Origin of the sequence: Nostoc sp. DedSLP03 (assembly GCF_034530815.1) — a bacterium.
Taxonomy (GTDB): Bacteria; Cyanobacteriota; Cyanobacteriia; order Cyanobacteriales; family Nostocaceae; genus Nostoc.
Genome location: NZ_JAVRCK010000001.1, coordinates 26,676 through 46,594, shown reverse-complemented (window position 1 = coordinate 46,594; position 19,919 = coordinate 26,676). Strand labels below are relative to the sequence as shown.

At 41.7% G+C, this 19,919-nt stretch carries 18 protein-coding genes; 12 read left to right on the top strand and 6 right to left on the bottom strand.

Going from position 1 to position 19,919, the window contains the following annotated elements; all coding sequences use genetic code 11:
* Nucleotides 1-135: 135 nt before the first annotated feature.
* From RM368_RS00205 to RM368_RS00190, 4 genes are all read right to left on the bottom strand, one after another.
* Nucleotides 136-522: a VOC family protein gene (locus RM368_RS00205; protein WP_322692170.1), complete on the bottom strand. Its 387-nt coding sequence runs from the start codon at nt 520-522 to the stop codon at nt 136-138.
* Between the two features lie 628 nt (nt 523-1,150).
* Nucleotides 1,151-1,855, bottom strand: coding sequence for a hypothetical protein (locus RM368_RS00200; protein WP_322692169.1), 705 nt, complete (start codon nt 1,853-1,855; stop codon nt 1,151-1,153).
* Nucleotides 1,856-1,884: 29 nt separating this feature from the next.
* A complete protein-coding gene (locus tag RM368_RS00195; protein ID WP_322692168.1) occupies nt 1,885-3,165 on the bottom strand; it encodes a VWA domain-containing protein in 1,281 nt (426 codons plus the stop codon).
* Between the two features lie 12 nt (nt 3,166-3,177).
* Nucleotides 3,178-4,434, bottom strand: coding sequence for a VWA domain-containing protein (locus RM368_RS00190; protein ID WP_322692167.1), 1,257 nt, complete (start codon nt 4,432-4,434; stop codon nt 3,178-3,180).
* A gap of 238 nt (nt 4,435-4,672) precedes the next feature.
* On the opposite strand from RM368_RS00190, the gene RM368_RS00185 reads away from it, so the two are divergent.
* The 4 genes from RM368_RS00185 (at nt 4,673) to RM368_RS00170 (ending at nt 7,769) form a co-directional block, all read left to right on the top strand.
* Nucleotides 4,673-5,335, top strand: a complete 663-nt coding sequence (locus tag RM368_RS00185; protein ID WP_322670451.1) for an ATP-dependent Clp protease proteolytic subunit — start codon at nt 4,673-4,675, stop codon at nt 5,333-5,335.
* 139 nt (nt 5,336-5,474) lie between these two features.
* Nucleotides 5,475-6,083 carry an ATP-dependent Clp protease proteolytic subunit gene (locus tag RM368_RS00180; RefSeq protein ID WP_322670450.1) on the top strand — a complete coding sequence of 203 codons (609 nt, stop codon included), beginning with the start codon at nt 5,475-5,477 and terminating at the stop codon, nt 6,081-6,083.
* 237 nt (nt 6,084-6,320) lie between these two features.
* A complete protein-coding gene (locus RM368_RS00175; RefSeq protein WP_322670449.1) occupies nt 6,321-6,947 on the top strand; it encodes a J domain-containing protein in 627 nt (208 codons plus the stop codon).
* A 366-nt stretch (nt 6,948-7,313) separates the two neighbouring features.
* A complete protein-coding gene (locus RM368_RS00170) occupies nt 7,314-7,769 on the top strand; it encodes a hypothetical protein (RefSeq protein ID WP_322692166.1) in 456 nt (151 codons plus the stop codon).
* A gap of 120 nt (nt 7,770-7,889) precedes the next feature.
* Here RM368_RS00170 and RM368_RS00165 read toward each other — a convergent pair whose 3' ends face one another.
* Nucleotides 7,890-9,098, bottom strand: a complete 1,209-nt coding sequence (locus RM368_RS00165; RefSeq protein WP_322692165.1) for a PLP-dependent aminotransferase family protein — start codon at nt 9,096-9,098, stop codon at nt 7,890-7,892.
* A 131-nt stretch (nt 9,099-9,229) separates the two neighbouring features.
* Here RM368_RS00165 and RM368_RS00160 point away from each other — a divergent pair, with 131 nt between their 5' ends.
* From RM368_RS00160 to RM368_RS00150, 3 genes are all read left to right on the top strand, one after another.
* Complete coding sequence (locus RM368_RS00160; protein WP_322692164.1) at nt 9,230-10,045, top strand: basic amino acid ABC transporter substrate-binding protein; 816 nt, start codon at nt 9,230-9,232, stop codon at nt 10,043-10,045.
* A gap of 337 nt (nt 10,046-10,382) precedes the next feature.
* Entirely contained in the window at nt 10,383-12,377 is a 1,995-nt protein-coding gene (locus RM368_RS00155; RefSeq protein ID WP_322692163.1) for a serine/threonine phosphatase, read from the top strand.
* Nucleotides 12,378-12,522: 145 nt separating this feature from the next.
* Entirely contained in the window at nt 12,523-13,809 is a 1,287-nt protein-coding gene (locus RM368_RS00150; RefSeq protein WP_322692162.1) for an FHA domain-containing serine/threonine-protein kinase, read from the top strand.
* A gap of 85 nt (nt 13,810-13,894) precedes the next feature.
* Here RM368_RS00150 and RM368_RS00145 read toward each other — a convergent pair whose 3' ends face one another.
* Complete coding sequence (locus tag RM368_RS00145) at nt 13,895-14,113, bottom strand: DUF4327 family protein (RefSeq protein ID WP_012407469.1); 219 nt, start codon at nt 14,111-14,113, stop codon at nt 13,895-13,897.
* Between the two features lie 907 nt (nt 14,114-15,020).
* On the opposite strand from RM368_RS00145, the gene RM368_RS00140 reads away from it, so the two are divergent.
* The 5 genes from RM368_RS00140 (at nt 15,021) to pseG (ending at nt 19,915) form a co-directional block, all read left to right on the top strand.
* Nucleotides 15,021-15,446: a tetratricopeptide repeat protein gene (locus tag RM368_RS00140; RefSeq protein WP_322692161.1), complete on the top strand. Its 426-nt coding sequence runs from the start codon at nt 15,021-15,023 to the stop codon at nt 15,444-15,446.
* 62 nt (nt 15,447-15,508) lie between these two features.
* Nucleotides 15,509-16,495, top strand: coding sequence for a UDP-N-acetylglucosamine 4,6-dehydratase (inverting) (gene pseB / locus RM368_RS00135; protein ID WP_322692160.1), 987 nt, complete (start codon nt 15,509-15,511; stop codon nt 16,493-16,495).
* Entirely contained in the window at nt 16,456-17,661 is a 1,206-nt protein-coding gene (gene pseC, locus RM368_RS00130; protein WP_322692159.1) for a UDP-4-amino-4,6-dideoxy-N-acetyl-beta-L-altrosamine transaminase, read from the top strand. Before pseB ends, pseC begins: the two co-directional genes overlap by 40 nt.
* On the top strand, nt 17,658-18,395 hold the full coding sequence (locus RM368_RS00125; RefSeq protein WP_322692158.1) for a glycosyltransferase family protein: 738 nt from the start codon (nt 17,658-17,660) through the stop codon (nt 18,393-18,395). Before pseC ends, RM368_RS00125 begins: the two co-directional genes overlap by 4 nt.
* Before the next feature lie 17 nt (nt 18,396-18,412).
* Nucleotides 18,413-19,915: a UDP-2,4-diacetamido-2,4,6-trideoxy-beta-L-altropyranose hydrolase gene (gene pseG, locus RM368_RS00120; protein ID WP_322692157.1), complete on the top strand. Its 1,503-nt coding sequence runs from the start codon at nt 18,413-18,415 to the stop codon at nt 19,913-19,915.
* Nucleotides 19,916-19,919: the final 4 nt, after the last annotated feature.

Sequence of the window (19,919 nt, the reverse complement as noted above, 5' to 3'; positions counted from 1 at the left end):
GCATTCTTAGGGTAAAGGGTAAAGGTTAAAGGTAAAGGATTTTGAGTTTATTTACCCTTTTCACCTTCAGCTTTACCCCGACTTTTGCAAGATGTCTATTATCTATAGTGATAATAAGTTTGCCTAGCAGTTATTTTAACGCTCATAAATTTCTAATGGTAAATTGTCTGGGTCTTTAAAGAAAGTATATTTTTTACCTGTAATTTCATCAACTCTGATATTTTCTACCTCTAAACCTTTTGATTTTAAGTAAAAAACAGTTTCCTCTACATCATCAACTTGAAAAGCAAGATGTCTTAAACCACAAGACTCTGGTTTACTAGGTCGTTCTGGAGGATTTGGGAAAGAGAATAGTTCGATTTGAGTATTTTCTGCAACTTTTAAATCTAATTTATAAGAATTTCTGGCGGCGCGAAAAGTCTCTTGAATAATCGGAAAGCCTAAAGTTTCGACATAAAATGCTTTGGAGCGATCGTAGTCAGAACAAATAATTGCTACATGATGGATACCAGTGGTTTTCATTGGAGTTTTGCTTTTTTTAATACAAATATTCAGAGAGTGTACGCAGGTGGGAACCCAACCATATTACACCCTCTTAAGTCGAGGTTAAGCTTTAATGTTTTTGATTGATCTTACCTTTCTTTTCATGAACAAGCCAATAGTGCCAAGAAGAAGTGTGCTACCTAAAGTATTTAACTAAAATTTATATTTAATCAGCAAAAAGGCTTATTGCTTTCTCAAAACTTCATATTCAATAAGCGAAAAGGCATATTGCTTACTCAAAATGACATTTTACTTTCTCAAAAGCAGCTTTTGCTTTCTCATTTTGGTGTTTTCCGCAAGCAAAACAAGCTTTTACTTTCTCAAAAGCAGCTTTTACTTTCTCATTTTAGTGTTTTCCGCAAGCAAAACAAGCTTTTACTTTCTCATTTTGGTGTTTTCCACAAGTAAAACAAGCTTTTACTTTCTCAAACCCCAGTTTACTTATTTATTTAAGTAATTTCCGCATTCATTTTGGTATATGGTTAAGCCACTAGCTTGCGATCGCTTCATTCAGCAAAAATCCTTAAAGTGCTGCTTAATATATTAATTTAATACCTAGATATTACTATGATCGCGTAGTTATATTTAATTTTTCAGCCCATTCATTTTATGTTGGAAAAACTGAAGCATCTACGACAGCATACTTGTGCCAAATAGCTTCGATTTCATACCCATTAGGCTTTGGTGACTGCATTTTTCTTTCCATGACTTCTGCCATTCCTAGCATCATCCAAGTAAGGCTTGGCCATTCCATAGAAAATACTAAATCTTCCCATAAAAAGAGTATTGGTGATGTTTCCTGTTGTTTTTCATTACCAACTACAACGTATAAGCCATTCTCCGTGCTAGAAATAGGAAACAAGCGTGAAGAAAAATTATTGTTATTCAGGAGAGAAGCTAAAATTTTTTGCTGGCAATCATTTGTCTTTCCTGATAGCTGTAATTTGTGTTCGTTCTTCTTTAACCAAGAGGCTATAGAGCAATATGTATTAATTGCTTCTCCTAACGGGAAAAAAACGTCATCTTCCAATGGAAATTGAAATGGAAAATAACTGTCGAAGGAATCCCAATTTTTGTTGTGGTTGACACCAATAGGCAAACAACTATTACCTCTTTGGTATAGTTCACAAAGTTCTAATGGTAAATTAAACGGATAATTTTGAGTAAGTTTCTGGATCTGCTCAAAACTTAATCTTGGAGGATAATCTGGATTATAACCGCCGCAAACACTCCAATCTTCAAGACAGCCTATATAACCACTTTGTTCTGCAAGGATTGCAATCTTATCAATAACAAAGTTTATTGTTGACATTCTACACTTCCAAACAAAATCAATTTTTACTATTCTTGTAAAACGGTTTTAGATACAATCCTAGTTTTCTTCAAGTCTGCTTCGGAAAGTTTTTCCCCAGCTTGCAGGCGAGTGGCGGAGGTTTGCAACACTGTTGCTGCACCTTTATCTCCAATTTGTAATGCGGTTTTAGCAGCCGTTTGTAGCATTGTGGCTGCACCAGTGCGATCGCCTTGTTGCAATTTCGCCTCGGCTAACTGGGTTTGGCGATACTTCGCTAATGCTAAAATAGAATGTTGCACCTGGGGATTCGATGTCGGTTGATACGCCCGCACTACATCTGCATACACTGGCATCAAGGGCGAAAGTAAGCCTTGTTCGTTAACCAACGGGTCATCATAACGAATTTGCAAATGCCCGATCGCTTGTTTACCTTCTGGCAATTGTCCCAGATAAATGTTAGCCAAAACTACCCGTTCTACATCCTGCATCAAATCTCCCAAACGCACAGCAAAGCTACCGTCAGCTTCGGGTTCTACTGGTAACTCGATTGTGTCTGGGGCAACTTGGGCAATGGGTTTCAATTCTGCTAGTCGGACATTGGGCACTAAAGATAACAGCAAGTAGGCATTAGTTAGCCCAATCGATTGAATCCGTCCAAACAGTCGGCTAAATTGCTCCACAGCTTGTTCGGGACGTTCGATATAAGCTAGAGTACCACCACCGACATCGGCAATGTTTTCCAACAAATCCTGATTCCAGCTATTGCCAAATCCGAAAGTGTTGATAGTTAGGTTCAGCTTGGCAGCCTTTTGCGCCAGTTTCAGACAGCGTTTATTGTCATCTCGCCCAATATCCCACTTCCAAATCCGCAAACCGCTTTCACCATGCCCATCTGTCAGTAGAAACGCTTGGGAAACAGCGCCTCTTGTGCCCTTCATCAGTTCTGTAATTCCCAGTTCCAAACCATCAGCGATCGCAGTGCCGCCGCTAGCAGTCAGTTTGCTTTTTATTTGAGATTTGATGCTTTCGGGGTCTTCAATCGCTTGGTTGGGGATAATGACTTCCGCAGTGCCAGAAAAAGCTACAACCGAGATGCGATCGCCTACTTTCAACCGTTCGATTAATCCTTCCACTGCCTGGATCGCCATTTTAATTGGGTGTCCATGCATGGAACCACTTTTATCCAAAATCAAGCAGAGATTAAGGGGGAGATTTCGATCGGACTCACCAGCGATTGCCGAAATTGTAATTGCCAATTGACGTTGGCTACTTGTTTGAGCCAGATCAACATTATTGTCATTTAACGCCGAGAGCAATTTAACTTTCATCTAAACCTGAGTTTACTGGGGAGGAGTATCTTGCAAAACTGTTTTGGAGACAATTCTGGTTTTCTTGCGATCGCTTTCGGATAAATCTTGGCCAGATTGTAGCTGGGTGGCAGAAGTTTGCAACACCGTCGCTGCATTAGTATCTCCCATTTGCAAAGCAGTTTTCGCAGCCGTTTGTAACATTGTCGCCGCACCAGAACGATCGCCCTGTTGTAATTTCGTCTCGGCTAACTGGGTTTGGCGATACTTAGCTAATGCCAAAATAGACTGTTGCACCTGGGGATTCGGGTCTGCTTGGTAATTTTTGACTACATGGGCATAAACTGGGATATTTGGTGTAACTAAACCTACTTTGTTGGCGGCTGGATCGTCGTAGCGGACTTGCACATTAGCGATCGCTTGTTCACCTGTTGGCAATTGTCCCAAATAAATATTAGCTAAGATTACCCGTTCTGCATCTTTCATTAAATCTCCCAACCGCACAGCGAAACGTCTATCAGCTTCTTGTTGCAGTGGTAACTCGATTGTGTCTGGGGATACTTGGGCGATGGGTTTAAGTTCCGCTAACCGGACATTGGGCATCAGGGAGAATAACAGATAAGCATTAGTCAATCCCACTGTTTGAACGCGGCTGAACAGGCGATTAAACTCTTCGGCTGCCTGTTCGGGTTTTTGAATATAAGATAAAGTACCTAAGCCAGCATCGGCAATTTTTTCTAAAACATCTTGGTTCCAGTTGTCACCAAATCCCAAAGTATTTAAAGTTAAATTATAGCTAGCAGCCAATTGAGCAAATTTTAAACAGCGATTGTTATCACCGTGTTCATTTTCACCGTCGGTTAATAAAAAAGCTTGGGAAACAGTATCTTTTTTGCCCTTCGCCAACTCCTCAATCCCCAAGCGCAGTCCTTCATCAATCGCAGTTCCACCATCAGCATTTAGGCGATTGATTTGGTGTTTGATTTTCTCTGGATTTTCGACACTTTGATTGGCTACTAAGACTTTGGCACGGTGATCGAAAACTACCACACTGAGGCGATCGCCAGGGTTGAGTCTATCTACCAGACGATTCGCTGCTTTTTTCACCGTTTCCAGCGATCGCCCATTCATCGAACCACTATGATCGAGAATTAAACACAAATTCAGGGGTACATGGCGGTCTTGAATCTCTGCGATCGCCGAAATCGAAATTCCCAACTGACGTTGACTGTTCAGTTGATTTGCGTCCAAATTACCATCATTCAAGGCAGGCTGCAAATTAACCTTCATAACTCAGAGTCCCTATTCAGGATATACATATAAAAAAATAACTTCAAAGCACTACTTTAGCTCTACGGAAAACTTATCCAACATAAATACACTAATATAATCAGAATATCTTAGAAGCCAAGCATTGGCAGATGCGAAGCCACCTTCAGCATTAGGGAGAAATCCGCACCTTAAAGAAGGTGAGCATCGCGCTAGGATGTATTACAGTTAACGGCATAGTTTCAGGCGATCAGTTGCTATGGACAATTCCCCAATCAAGGCTGTTCAAGCCCCATATTACGGCGATAACTTTTACCGAACACCACCGCCAGATTTACCTTCCCTCTTATTGAAGGAGCGAATCGTCTATATTGGGATGCCACTGGTGCCTGCTGTTACGGAATTAATCGTGGCCCAATTGCTGTTCTTGCAATCCGACGACCCCGAAAAACCGATTAAAATCTATATCAACTCCACCGGCACTTCCGGTTACAGTGGCGAACCCATTGGCTTTGAAACCGAAGCCTTCGCCATCTATGACACCATGAAATATATCAAGCCTCCTATCCACACCATCTGCGTCGGTTCCGCGATGGGAATGTCAGCGATGCTACTCAGTGCTGGTACAAAAGGTTGTCGCGCTAGTTTGCCTCATTCCTCGATTATCCTGCATCAGCCCAAGAGCTACGCCCAAGGTCAAGCAACGGATATTCAAATTCGCGCCAGGGAAGTTTTGGTAAATAAAGGGGCCTTAGTTGATATCTTACATCGCACCACTGGACAAGCTCCAGAAAAAATTACTAAAGACATGGATCGCTTGTTATATTTAACACCCTACGAAGCGAAGGAATACGGTTTAATTGACCGAGTTTTTGAGAAAGAAGAACTCGCCAATCCTCCACTTCCTGCCAGTGTCCTTTAATTTATCTTTTGTCATTTGTCCTTTGTCCTTTGTCCTTTGTTAATAATCAAAAATTATTAATGTTAACGACCAATTGAGCAATTGACCAATGACCAATGACCAATGACTAATGACTGACTAATTAAAAACGGAGTAAATTATGCCTATAGGCGTTCCTAAAGTTCCTTACCGGATGCCCGGTGGACAATATACAGATTGGATTAGCATCTACGATCGCCTTTACCGAGAACGGATTATATTCTTGGGGCGTGATATTGATGATGAAATTGCCAATCAAATTATCGCTGTAATGCTGTATTTGGACTCAGACGATCCAGGTAAAGACATTTATTTATACATCAATTCCCCCGGTGGAATGGTTACATCTGGCATGGCTATTTTTGACACCATGCAACATATCAAATCAGATGTAGTAACTATTTGCGTGGGATTAGCTGCTTCAATGGGGTCTTTCCTGCTGGCAGCTGGCACCAAAGGCAAACGCCTAGCATTGCCTCACTCACGGATTATGATTCACCAGCCTTCAGGTGGTACCCGTGGACAAGCAACCGATATCGAAATTGAAGCTAGAGAGATTCTACGGATTCGTCACCAGCTCAATGGCATTTATGCCGATAAAACAGGTCAGACCATAGAAAAAATTGAAAAAGATATGGATCGTGACTTTTTCATGTCTGCCGAAGAGGCAAAAGAATACGGTTTAATTGACCGTGTGATTGAAGAACGAACCTCTGTAGTAGCTGGTTAGTAGGGAGTCAGGGGGCAGGGGGAGAAATCAATTCAAAATTCAAAATTCAAAATTAAAGAACTTCTGCCTCCTGCCTTCTGCCTTCTGCCTCCTCTTTCCCAATCCCCTTTTATGAACAAACTGTCAACATTGAACTTTAAAATAGAAAATTAGCCCTTATCATTAATAGTCCGGGCTTGAAGCTGATACTGACAGATAATAGCCAATAGCTAAATATTCGATAGCTGATAGCTCAAGATGGATCTTGGAGATTGCTACCGTTTACTAGGTTTAAGATCGGGAGCTTCTTTTGCTGACATCAAAGCGTCTTACCGACGACTGGCGCAGCAATATCATCCCGATATCAACCCAGATGACAACAAAGCCAAAGATAAGTTTATTGCCTTGACAGAAGCGTACAAACTCCTGATGACAGTGGTACTACCAGAGGAAACTGTGGCACATTCAACTCAGGTATCAACATCTGGTGGGCGTGATGACGCTAAGGCAACGCATAGGCAGAAAACACCAGTAACAACGGTGACAAGCCAAGAATCAGGGAAACCAAAGCCGCCTAATCTGTTGGAAATAGAAGAACGGCTGAAGTGGAAGACTTATGAGCAATTGCAGCGATTTTTGCAAGAAAAACGATTTCCGCAAGCGATCGCCCTGGCGGAAGCTTTAGCAGATCGGTTGTCAACAGATGCAGAAGTTCGTCAATGGTTGGCGATCGCCTATCAAATTTGGGGACGAGCGCTAATTTCCGAAAAACAACTACTCAAAGCCAGAATTTATCTTAAAAAAGCTTTGAAAACAGACCCACATAATAAAAGTCTCTGGTATGAAGTCCAGCGTGATTTCCAGCGCTTGGAGCAAATTTTTTAAAGATTCAAAATTAGCCCTTTCAAGGTAGGTAAAATTTTTGGACAATAATTCTTCTTACTTCTGTGTTATCTGCGACTAATGCAGTTAAATAAATTACCAAAAAATGCTGACTCACCTTGAAAGGGCTAGTTCTGAGTATAAAACTTTTACCAAAAATCTTGATTTTAGGATTTTATTAGAAAATAAACGCTTTAATTATCACTTTATCTACAGTTAAAAAATACGCTCTTATTTTTTCTTTGTTCAAAGTAATTAAAGAGGATTAATTACTTTAGATTTTTGTTACATAGTTAGAAATTTTTCTGCCTACTTAGTATAAACAGTTAATCTAGTAAATAAATATAAAATTAAATTTGGAAACCACTCATGGCGATCGGAACAATCACCAGGGTTTTCGGCCTATTCATCTCCACATCGCTAGCGTTTGCGACCGTCGCTGAGGCTGCGCCGTTCAACAGTCCGGGCTATCCAAGCTACCCTTATGAAGGTCGCTACCCGGAGTCCACGCCCTGCCGTTACAACCTCCAGCAGAGCAAGAAGGCAACCTGGGCTGGAAGCAACATAACGCTGAAGTACTTCTACAGCGGCCAATGCGGTTCATTCGCACGAATCGACAACGCGCCGCCTTACTGCAAGGTCTACCTCGATCGCACCCGCAGCAGTAACGCCAACCCCAGTAGCTGGGACTATGTTGGCGAAACCGTCGATCCGGGCATTAACTTTGCCTACACGAAGGTCGGCAATAACCTCAGTGGCCGCCTCTCCCGTGCGGCCCTAGTCTGTGGCACCGGAACCGTTGTTACCCGCACTAACTGGTACTAAGCGTGACTTTTCACAGGATGTGGAAAAGAAAGAGCGGTTCGCTAATTGCTACGGCTTGTAAGGAAAGAAAGTTTGACCGGAGGTTTCCTGAGATCGGACTTTCCACAAAATCTAAAATTGCTACGCTCGTCGCTGCCATCCACGCAGCACTGCTCCCAAGGTAGCGATTCCCTCGACAATCTTTTTAGTTGGTTGAAAGCTAAAAGCTAACCTGATGGCATCATCTCCCTGTCCATTGGCGTAGCAGCGAGTTCCTGGGAGAAAGCTGATACCGCGTTCATTGGCAGCAGTTAGGAGTGCTGTGGCGCTGATGTCTGGCGGCAATTTACACCAGACAAAAAAGCCACCACCTGGTCGCAAAGCAACTACATCACTGGGAAACTCTTGAGCGATCGCTTCTAACAACAAATTACACTTATGTTTGTACCAGACGATTAGCTCCTGAATGTGATAATCTAGTTTGCCTGTAGCACAGTAGCGACCAACCACATGGCTGACAAACGGCCCCACAGGCCCTTCACTTTTGAACATTGCCAATCGCTCAATAATTGCTGGATCGCCACAAGCCCAGCCTAGCCGGATACCAGGCGCAATGATTTTCGAGAAGGTATTCACGTATAACACCCATCCCTCTTTGTCAAGGCTTGCCAAGGATGGCACAGCCTCGCCTTGGAAGCGCAAATCGCTATAGGCATCGTCTTCTACCACCAATACGCCATACTCAGCCGCTAACGCTACCAGTTTTTGGCGACGAGATAACGGCATAGTAGAGCCTGTGGGATTATGAAAAGTAGGGATAGTGTAAATAAACCTGGGTCGAATCCCCCGTTTTTTCAAGTCGCTTAAAGTTTCTTCTAACGCATCTACATCCATTCCCATCTCATCTACAGGAATAGTAATCAGGCGGGCGCCAGCCTGGACAAATCTATTAACTACTTCCAAGAAGGTTGGCCCTTCCACAATTACCACATCACCAGGTTCGAGAAACACATCTGGTAGCAAGCCCAAAATCTGACTGGAACCGTAGCCAATAATCACGCGATCGCGATCGGCAGGGATTCCTTGAGCCTGCAAGCGGAGGATTATTTGTTCATAAAGTTGGGCTGAAGGTGGCCCATAATTGAGAGCGAGCGGAGCTTCTTCTGCCAATACAGCAGCACTTGCAGCAGACAAATCAGCATGAGGAAAAAGAATTGGGTCAGCCAGACCATAGGCAAAGCTGACGGTGATGATTTTGGTTAACTCAGTGCCGTAAGTTGGTGGTGTCAGATTTCTAGCTCTTTCGGCGAACAAATCAGCAATTTGGTAAGCAGAAGTGGTAGAAGCCATAAGCGATTAAAAATTGGGAGTCAGAATATAGAACACACACAAAGGCAATTAGCAAAAAGTCATACGTATGTATTCTTTCTTATAACATCTTGACAAGTATCGTAAAAACTGATTACTAGAACAAAATTACTATGGTGAAATTAATTAACTTCAAGTGGCAGCAGCTAATTCTAAGCTTAGGCTGTCTACTACTAATTATTGCCTGTCAAAGTTTATATCCCACTACTAACCCAGATGTTAAAATTCTCAAGGTAGCCACAGACCCCACCTTTGTCCCTTTTGAATTTCAAACAGCAGACGGTAAGTTAGAAGGTTTTGATATTGATTTGATGAATGCGTTGGTGTCGCCCGCCGCAGGCATCGCTAAAGTAGCAGGTTTTGCAATCCAGTTTGAAAGTCTGCCCTTTGATGGCACGATCTCAAGTTTGGAAGCTAAAAGAGTTGATGCCGCAATTAGTGGAATCACAATTACCGCCGAACGCCTGAAAACAATTGCTTTTTCACGACCTTATTTTAAAGCCGGACTTGCGATCGCTGTCCGCGAAGACAATCAAAATATTAAAGACTTCAATAGTCTCAAAGGTAAAAAAATTGCTGTCCAAATTGGTTCCACTGGGGCAGATTTTGCCAAAACCATCCCCAACGCTAAAATTAGTACTTTTAATTCTGGGCCAGAATTTTTCCAAGACTTACTCAATGGCAATGTCGATGCTGTGGTTAGCGATGCTTTCGCTACTTTGTATGCGATTAAAAATGGCAAACTCAAAGGCATTAGAGTTGTTGCGGATTTGCTCACCCAAGAATACTACGGGATTGCTACGCCCAAGGATTCACCGCATTTGGATGCAATTAACAAAGGTTTAGCAACTTTGTTATCCAATGGCACTTACAAGCAAATTTATCAAAAATGGTTTGACGCTGAACCTCCACAATTGCCAGACTCTTGATAATTGGGTATTGGGCATGGGGCATTGGGCATTGGGTATGGGGAAAGGGGTAAGGGGAAAAGGGGAAAGATTAAATTTATTCCTTTTCCCTTTAACCTTTAACCTTTTCCCCTGCCCCCTGCCTCCCCTGCTCCCCTGCTTCTTCCCCATTCCCCATTTCCAAGGAATTAGCTGCCAATATATGAAATATTTATCTAATATGCGTCACAATTAATACTGCCACCAAAATTCATTGATCAACTACAATCTACTGTAGTCAGGGACAGCCAATTGTGGCACCTTGGATGTTAGTGGCTAGAAGCACCTTGGAACGAATGGGAATAAAGGAACTTCCACTATGCTGATTTGCCCTCAGTGTAAATTTGAAAACCCCAATAGCAACAAATTCTGTCAAAACTGTGGCACGTCCCTGACTCACAAGATTTGTCCTGAATGCGGTACTGATGATGTACCTGTGAATGTATTACGTTGTCATAACTGTGACACAGAATGTGGAACAGTGTTTTGGGCAATTATTGCTAAAGAAACGACTAGGGAAGCTTTGAGAGGAGAAGGGGATGTCAAAGATGTGGGAGGTGAGGGAGATGAACAAGCAATACCCTCCTCATCTTCTGTATCTCCTAGTTCTCAAATTACATTAGGCTCCTATTTAGACTCCCAAGAACGCTATCAATTATTAGATGCGCTACCTGCTCAAACGGAAACTGCCATTATTACTGATGTGGGTGTGAGAGTTCTAGACTGCCAGCCGTATCAAATATCACCGATTCAGGCAATCCTAGAAAATCAGGAATCAGATTTGCTCACACCATCAGTGGAAGCGAATGAGATTCCTCGCCTTGCTAAACTTTATATTGCTTTACAATCCCAAGGTGAGCGGGGGATACCGTCGATTCACGACGCATGGCAGCAAGGTGATATACAGGTATTAATAATCGAAAACCGCTCGGATTGGCAGTATTTACTCGACCTGTGGCAAGAAGAAACAACCAGTTCGTTAAAAATTTTACACTGGTGTTATGAAATGGTTCAACTTTGGGCAGTATTGGAACCAGTAAATTGTCGTCAAAGCCTTTTAGATTTGTCGAATTTGCGATTGGATGAAGACCAAACGTTGGCACTACAAAGGTTGTATGTGGAATCACTGAATTCTCAACCCGCCACGGAGTCGTTAGAAGATGCCCCTCGCCAAACATCTGCCATTCCAGAGGAGCCGTTAACTATCCAAGCTTTGGGAAGGGTTTGGCAAGCACTATTTAGACAATCGCAACGGACTCAATTTGGCTCTGTAGTCCAAATGTTGGGGGATTTAGAGGTAGGTAAGATTCAGACCATCGCTCAATTGCGATCGCGTTTGGAGGAAATCTCTGTTGAACTGGAAGCATTAGGAAGCGCAACTTTGCCCGCAATCAAGGAGAACAATACTGTTGTGTCCACTACCCCGCAATCAGATGAGTTAGAAGATATCATTAGCAAAACTGATGATATGGCAACTGTGGTGCTGGCGATGCAGTTAAGTAGCTTAGAAGATGCAGGACGCACAGATGTGGGGCGTCAACGTCATCATAACGAGGACTGCTTTGGCATTGAAACCAAAATTCAGAAACTGGAGTTCCCTAAAAGTCGAGTTTTAGAAGGGCATGGTTTGTATATTCTTTGTGATGGTATGGGTGGACACGCTGGCGGCGAGATAGCCAGTGAGTTAGCAGTCAACACCCTACGGGAATACTTTCAAGAACACTGGATTGCCAACCAGCTGCCAACAGAAGATAGTATTCGTGAGGCAGTGTTTTTAGCTAATGAGGCGATTTACAAGCTCAATCAACAAGATGCCCGTTCTGGAGTTGGGCGTATGGGTACAACTTTAGTAATGCTTTTAATTCAAGATACTCAAGCAGCAGTTGCTCATGTCGGAGATAGCCGTCTCTATCGCCTGACGCGCAAGCAGGGACTAGAACAAGTCACAGTAGATCACGAAGTTGGGCAACGGGAAATAAATCGAGGAGTAGAAGCAAGCATCGCTTATGCCCGCCCAGATGCCTACCAACTCACCCAAGCCTTGGGGCCTCGTGATGAAAACTCAATTAATCCCGACGTTGGTTTTTTCGACATCAACGAAGACACTCTTCTGCTGTTGGTGTCAGACGGTCTATCAGATAATGATTTACTAGAAACCCATTGGCAGACGCACTTAGAACCCTTACTTAGTTCTGGTGCTAACTTAGAACGGGGCGTTACAGAATTAATTGATTTGGCAAATCAACACAACGGTCACGACAATATTACTGGTATACTTATTCGGGCAAAAGTACGCCCAAATCTAGAAAGTTGAAATTAAGAGACTGGGAACTGGGGACTGGGGACTGGGAACTGTGAAATAATTTTTCTACTCTCCAATCCCCAATACCCAATCCCCAATCCCTAATCCCCAATCCCTAATCCCCAATCCCTAATCCATTTACCTTGTAGGTTGTATTGTGGTTAGTCTGACCCTGTTAGAACCGCAACAGAAAACGCCCCTCCAGCAGTGGAGCTTTGAGAACTCCTCCATAATTCGGATTGGTCGAGCGGCAGATAATCACGTTGTTTTAAATGATAGTTTAGTTTCGCGGTATCATCTAGAACTGAGAAAAGTCGGTGACGCTAGCAATGGCGATGCTTGGCAGCTGACTAGTAAAGGTACAAATGGCACTTTTCTCAACGGTATCCTTGTACTTCAGAGTCCGTTACCAGATAATTCCCTTTTGCAATTGGCACAGGGAGGTCCAATATTGCAATTCCAAATTCAGCAGGTAACAGTACTGGAAACTGGTTTGCGATCGCAGCAACAAATACAAGGGACAGAAGAAAACGCTGCTGAGACATTTTACTCAGCAGAAAATCTGGCAAATTTATCTTCTACTTGCACGCACGAAGGTAATTCTCCAAACAATCTGTTTTGCATCCACTGCGGTCAACCTCTCTCAGTCCAACAGAGAATTCGCAATTATCAGGTGTTGCGAACTCTCGGACAAGGAGGTATGGGTACTACTTATCTCGCTTGGGATGAGGCTGGTCTGATTGCGGGTGTGCCACAACTGCTGGTGTTGAAGCAAATGAATGCTGATATGCTAAAAATTGTCAAAGCTCAAGAGCTATTTGAGCGAGAGGCGCACACTCTCAAATCCCTTAAACATCCTGGAATTCCCAAGTATTATGACTTTTTTGTAGAAGGCGGAAAAAAATACTTGGCAATGGAATTAATCCACGGACAAGATTTGGAGAAACGTGTCTATACCACCGGCCCAGTAACACCAAGCCAAGCGATCGCTTGGATGATCCAAACTTGTGATATTTTGGACTATCTTCATAGCCAAGAGCCTCCACTGATTCACCGCGATATCAAACCCGCCAATTTAATGGTGCGAAGTTCAGGAAATCGCATAGTGGTGCTAGATTTTGGCGCAGTTAAAGAGATTGGCACAGCGCCCGGTACTCGAATTGGTGCAGAAGGTTACTGCGCTCCCGAACAAGAACGAGGACAACCTTTGACTCAATCTGATTTGTATGCAATTGGGCCAACGCTGATTTTTCTGCTCACAGGCGAAAACCCGTTCAAGTATTACCGCCAAAGAGGGCGAAACTTCAGGTTTGAGGTGGCAAAAGTTCCCACCATTAGTTCCCAATTAAGAGATGTTATCGATCGGGTTACAGAACCATTGCCACGCGATCGCTATCAAACGGCAAAGGAATTAGCTGCGGCATTAGCTGCTTGCAAAGTTTAGAGGATCGGGAGTTATGTAGAGACGCGATTAATCGCGTCTAGGGAGTGGTGAATATTAAAAATTTCTATTCCCTATGCCCTATTCCCTACTCTTCATCCCAAGTTTCTACAGCTAGCAATTCACTAACTGGGTCTTGCATACTAAAGCCAAAGTCAAGCAGTTCTTGTTTCCAGTGCTGCCATTCATTACCATAGAGCAGAGCGATTTTCCAGATGCTATCGCTTGGCTTGATAATATTCGATTCTATGAGTGATTGCACATTGCGCTGCAATTTCACCATTGGGTGAATCACTTGCTGAGTCATAACCTCGATTGAATTCTGATTTTGTAGGTAAATGCTTAATTAAAACCGCTTCCCATTCTGCAATTGTTGCCGGCCCGTAGAGTGGTTTAATTTGGTAAAGCTAGTCTTAACTTTTTAACTATACCATAACAAACTCTACTAAGTTACTGGTAAATTCGGTTTTGTACGGTAATTACCACCAGAAAATCCCAATTTTACCAAGCAGTCCTTAAACTTTTCGCAGAAGTAGACAAAAGTTTTGGGAGAAGGAGTAAGGGATGCTTATATTTACACTTTTTCCTTTAACTTTTGCCCCTTTTGTTTTTCCTCTTTACGTCTACCTTTTTTTTGCAACGGTGCAACACTACCTTTCGTAAGATATCTCTTGTGAACGCCGAGCAGAATAATTAGTCCTCAAGGAAGTTCCACTAAGTAGTGTGACTGAGGACTACTAGGAAAATTCTGTTTGTTTAAATTAGGAAAAATATGCTTGCTTGTTGCAGTAGCTATAGGATACGAGCTACTTTGAAGGTTTTTGACCGACTGGGAAATTTGCAATTGAGTAGAAATGTGTACTCTTTCTGTTGATTTAAATGTTATTTAGATTATCGCAAACATCTGGCTTTAGGCGAAATAATTGTAAATCTTTATATAATTTTTATATTTTGCTCAGAGAATAAGACCTGTTAGGGTACAGGGTAGGGTTTTGCTTTGAGGTATAGAAGCGATGCCTACGGCAGTAAACTACGCATAGCAAAATTGTTGCTATAGATAGGCTTACCATAAAGTTCTCTCGTCTTCAGAGTCAGCATTTGAAGTTTGTGTAAAAAATTTTTAGCGCGGATGTTAGTTTCTGTTGAGCAGATGGGTATCCTCAGAACGGAGGCTTGCTGATACTTAAGTGTTTACCGCAGCAAGTATGTGAGACATGGCTGGTTCAGACGAAGAATACCTAATTACCCGCAAAAAGCAGATTCAGCGGCGACAAAAGATTGTCACGATAGTGTCGATGTTCTCGTTTTTTGGTTCTACGTTATTTGCAGTCGTTCCAGCAATCCAACAGGCTACTCAACCTAAGCCAGCAACTGCGTCTGCTTCTCCTGAGTCAGGATTACAGCAACAGGCGCAAGGCTACGAGTTGGTTTTACAACGGGAACCAGAAAACCAACTTGCTTTAGAGAAACTGTCTTTGCTGCGGTTGCAATTGAAAGATTATAAAGGTGCGATGGAGCCTTTGGAAAAGCTGGTGAAGTTGCACCCCGATCGGCAAGATTACAAAGTTGTTTTAGAGAAAATTAAAAAGCAAGAGAAAAATAGCGATCGCACCACAAATAATCAACCAAAATCTAATTAACAATTTTACTTAAATATTTATTTTTGGAAAATAATAATTTTGAGATTACAAAGAATTACAAGATGTTTAATGGCAAATCGATTTTAATTACTGGTGGTACAGGCTCGTTCGGCAAACAATTTGTGAAAACGGTTCTCAGCCGATATCAGCCTCAGAAAGTCATAGTTTATTCACGTGATGAACTGAAGCAGTACGAGATGGCGCAGGAGTTTAACGCACCTGTAATGCGCTATTTTATTGGAGATGTGCGCGATCGCGATCGTTTGCATATGGCAATGAGAGGTGTAGATTATGTTATTCATGCTGCGGCACTCAAGCATATTCCTGCTGCTGAATACAACCCAATGGAATGTATTAAAACTAATATTCACGGTGCAAATAATGTTATTGATGTTGCCATTGAGCAAGAAGTAGAAAAAGTAATTGCTCTATCAACAGATAAGGCAGTTAATCCAATTAATCTCTATGGTGCAACCAAGCTAGCTGCGGATAAACTTTTTGTTGCAGCTAATAACATTGTTGGGTCAATGAAAACCCGGTTTGCTGTAGTTCGCTACGGCAATGTTGTTGGTTCCAGAGGCTCAGTTGTACCCTTCTTTCAAAAACTGATTCAGGAAAAATCCGCCGAAATTCCCATTACAGATCTACGCATGACCCGCTTTTGGATTACCCTACAACATGCTGTAGATTTAGTTTTTAATAGCTTTGAAAGAATGCACGGTGGAGAAATATTTGTCCCCAAGATTCCTTCAATGAAAATTACTGATTTAGCTGAAACACTCGCACCAGGGGTTCCAATTAAAATTGTTGGCATTAGACCAGGAGAGAAACTACATGAAGCTATGTTTTGTTCTGAAGCTTCACATTTAGCCTTGGAGTTTGCAGACCATTATGTAATTAAACCAACTATTGAATATGCCTATTCTATTGATTATACCTGCAATGCTTTAGGTGAAAAAGGAGTCCCTGTGGCAGAAGGGTTTGAGTATAGCTCCGAAATAAATACAGAATGGCTAAAAGGTTTCCAATTATTGGATATGTTGAAGTAATGAGTGGCTATATTCCCTATGGGCGGCAAGATATTAATCAAGAAGACATTGATGCTGTAATTGAAGTTTTGCACTCAGACTGGATTACTCAAGGCCCAGTGATAGAGAGGTTTGAACAAGCGGTTGCTAACTATTGTGGGGCAAAATATGCTGTAGCGGTTTCCAGTGCCACAGCTGCATTACATATTGCTTGTCTTGCAGCTGATTTAGGGCAAGGAGACCTTCTTTGGACATCACCAAATACCTTTGTCGCCTCAGCTAATTGTGGGCTTTATTGTAATGCCAAAGTAGATTTTATTGATATTGATTTAAATACCTATAATTTAAGCGTAGATGAATTAGAAAGTAAGTTAGCTAAGGCAGAATATCAAGGATGTCTGCCAAAAGTATTAATACCCGTGCATTTTGCAGGGCAATCCTGTGAAATGGAGAAAATTGCCGCTTTATCGCAGCAATATGGTTTCAAAATTATTGAAGATGCTTCTCATGCGATCGGGGGAACCTATCAGAGACAATCTGTTGGTTCTTGTCAATTTTCTGATATGACAGTTTTTAGCTTTCATCCAGTCAAGATTATCACGACTGGCGAAGGCGGTATGGTGCTAACCAATCAGGAGGAATTGTATCAAATATTAATTAGATTAAGAAGTCATGGCATAACTCGCAATCCAGATTTCATGCAAGGACAATCTCATGGATCTTGGTATTATCAGCAACTTGAATTAGGTTTCAACTATCGGATAACAGATATTCAAGCAGCATTGGGCGTTAGTCAGATGCAAAGACTAGATGAATTTGTAGAACGTCGCTGGTTTTTAGCTAACCGCTATAATCAACTACTGCAAGATTTACCATTAATGCTGCCGTGGCAACATCCAGATACTTATTCTAGCTGGCATCTTTATGTGATTCGGCTCAAACTGGATAAAATTAATAAAACTCATCGGCAGGTATTTGAAGAACTTCGTAGTGCAGGAATTGGTGTGAGTTTGCACTATATTCCAGTTCATATACAGCCTTATTACCAAAATTTTGGCTTTAAATTAGGAGACTTTCCACAAGTAGAAAAATACTACAAAGAAGCTATCAGTATTCCAATATATTATGGACTAGATGAAGAGAGTCAAGATAGGGTAGTAGCTTCGTTAAAAGAGAGGCTGATATGAAAACTGTAATTATTGTTCAGGCAAGAATGACTTCAACTCGGCTTCCCGGAAAAGTACTCAAAAAGGTATTGGATAAGCCTTTATTAGAATACCAGATTGAGAGACTAAAGCGAGTAAAGCTGGCTGATGAAATTGTGATTGCTACTACAAACAATAATACAGATTTGCCAATCATTGAACTTTGCGATCGCCTTTCAATACCATATTTTCGAGGCTCTGAAGAAGACGTATTAGCCAGATACTATGGAGCAGCTAAAGAATATCAAGCAGATGTAGTAGTTCGCGTTACCTCTGATTGTCCACTTATTGATCCACAAGTGATTGACAAGGTAATTCAATTTTTTTTTGATTATAGATATCAATATGATTATGTTTCTAACTGTTTAGAGAGAACTTACCCACGGGGAATGGACACTGAGGTTTTTTCGTTCCTAGCATTACATCAGGCATTTGTAGAAGCAATCGCACAACCTGACCGGGAGCATGTTACCCCGTTTATTTATATGCAACCTAAATGTTATCGATTAGCTCAGGTAGTTTATTCAGAAAATGAAAGTTCATATCGCTGGACAGTTGATACAGCAGATGATTTTGAACTGACTAAAAGAATTATTGAAGCGCTTTATCCTCAAATTCCAAAATTTACTCTTGAGGATTGTTTAGATTTGCTCAGAGAGTATCCTGATTGGTCACTAATTAACGCACACGTAGAACAAAATAAATATGCTGTATAAGTATTAATTTATCAAAAATGAACCTATTTATCCGAGTAGATGCATCAACACAAATAGGTACAGGTCATGTAATGCGTTGTCTAGCTTTAGCGCAGGCTTGGCAAAATGCAGGTGGTCAGGTTATTTTTGTGATGGCGGCTGAAGCACCAGATTTGAAAACTCGGTTAAACGCGGAAGAAATGGAAGTTATCCACCTGCCGATTCAAATTGGAAGCGCTGAGGATGCCGAAAAAACAGCGAAACTCGCACACCAGTTTAATGCAAATTGGGTTGTAGTAGATGGTTATAATTTCGATGCTAAGTATCAAGAAATCATCAAGGAATCTGAGCTAAAACTTTTATTCATTGATGATTATGGACACGCAAAACAGTACCACGCGGACATTGTTTTAAATCAAAATATTTATGCTCATGACGGATTATACAGGAATAGACAGCCATATACCAAACTATTACTTGGTACAAGCTATAGCCTTTTGCGGCGGGAATTTTGCCAGTGGCGGAGATGGCAGCGATCGCTCCCTCTGACAGCTAAGAAGTTACTGGTTACACTAGGCGGTGCAGATCCAGATAATATAACTCTCAAGGTGATTCAAGGATTACAACAAGTAGAAATAGAAGGGCTAGAAGCAGTTGTTGTAGTTGGAGGAAGTAATCCGCATTATGAGCAGCTGCGATCGGCTAGTAAGGAGTCAAGGTTTCCTATTCCCCTGAAAAGGAATGTAACGGATATGCCCAATCTGATGTCTTGGGCTGATGTGGCAGTGACCGCTGGTGGTAGCACTTGCTGGGAACTAGCTTTTATAGGTTTGCCTAGTGTAATGGTAATTTTGGCAGATAACCAACGGGCGATTGCCGAAAAACTAGAGGCAATGGGAGTAGTTGTCAATTTGGGATGGCATGAGAATGTTTCTGCTGTTGAAATAGCAGCGGCAGTAGCGCAATTACTGATAACTCCTGAAAAGCGGGAAAAAATGACTAGATGTAGCCAAGAATTAGTGGATGGTCAAGGAAGCAGTCGAGTTTTGAGCTATCTAAAAGATAACTTTTTTCAATTGCGATCGGTGCAGCAAGATGATTGTCGGTTGTTATGGGAATGGTCAAACGCTCCAGAAGTACGTGCGCTTTCTTTTTCTTCAAAGTCTATACTCTGGGAAAATCATGTTCAATGGTTTAAATCTAAATTAATTAACCCTAATTGTATCTTTTACATTGCTATTAACAATAATAATGTACCTATTGGACAGATTCGATATGACATAGAAAATTATGAAGCTACTGTTTCCATGAGTATTGACCCAACGTTTCGTAATCAGGGTTATGGCAGTAGCTTGATTAAATTAGCTTGTAAACAACTATTCTCTGATTCTGATGTTACTAGAATTAATGCCTACATAAAACCAAGTAATCAGGCATCTATTAAGGCATTTTCCAAAGCGGGTTTTCAGAGTATGGGAATAACTACACTGCAAGGACATCAAGCAATCCTTCTAATCATAGACAAGTGTAAATTTGATTAATTGA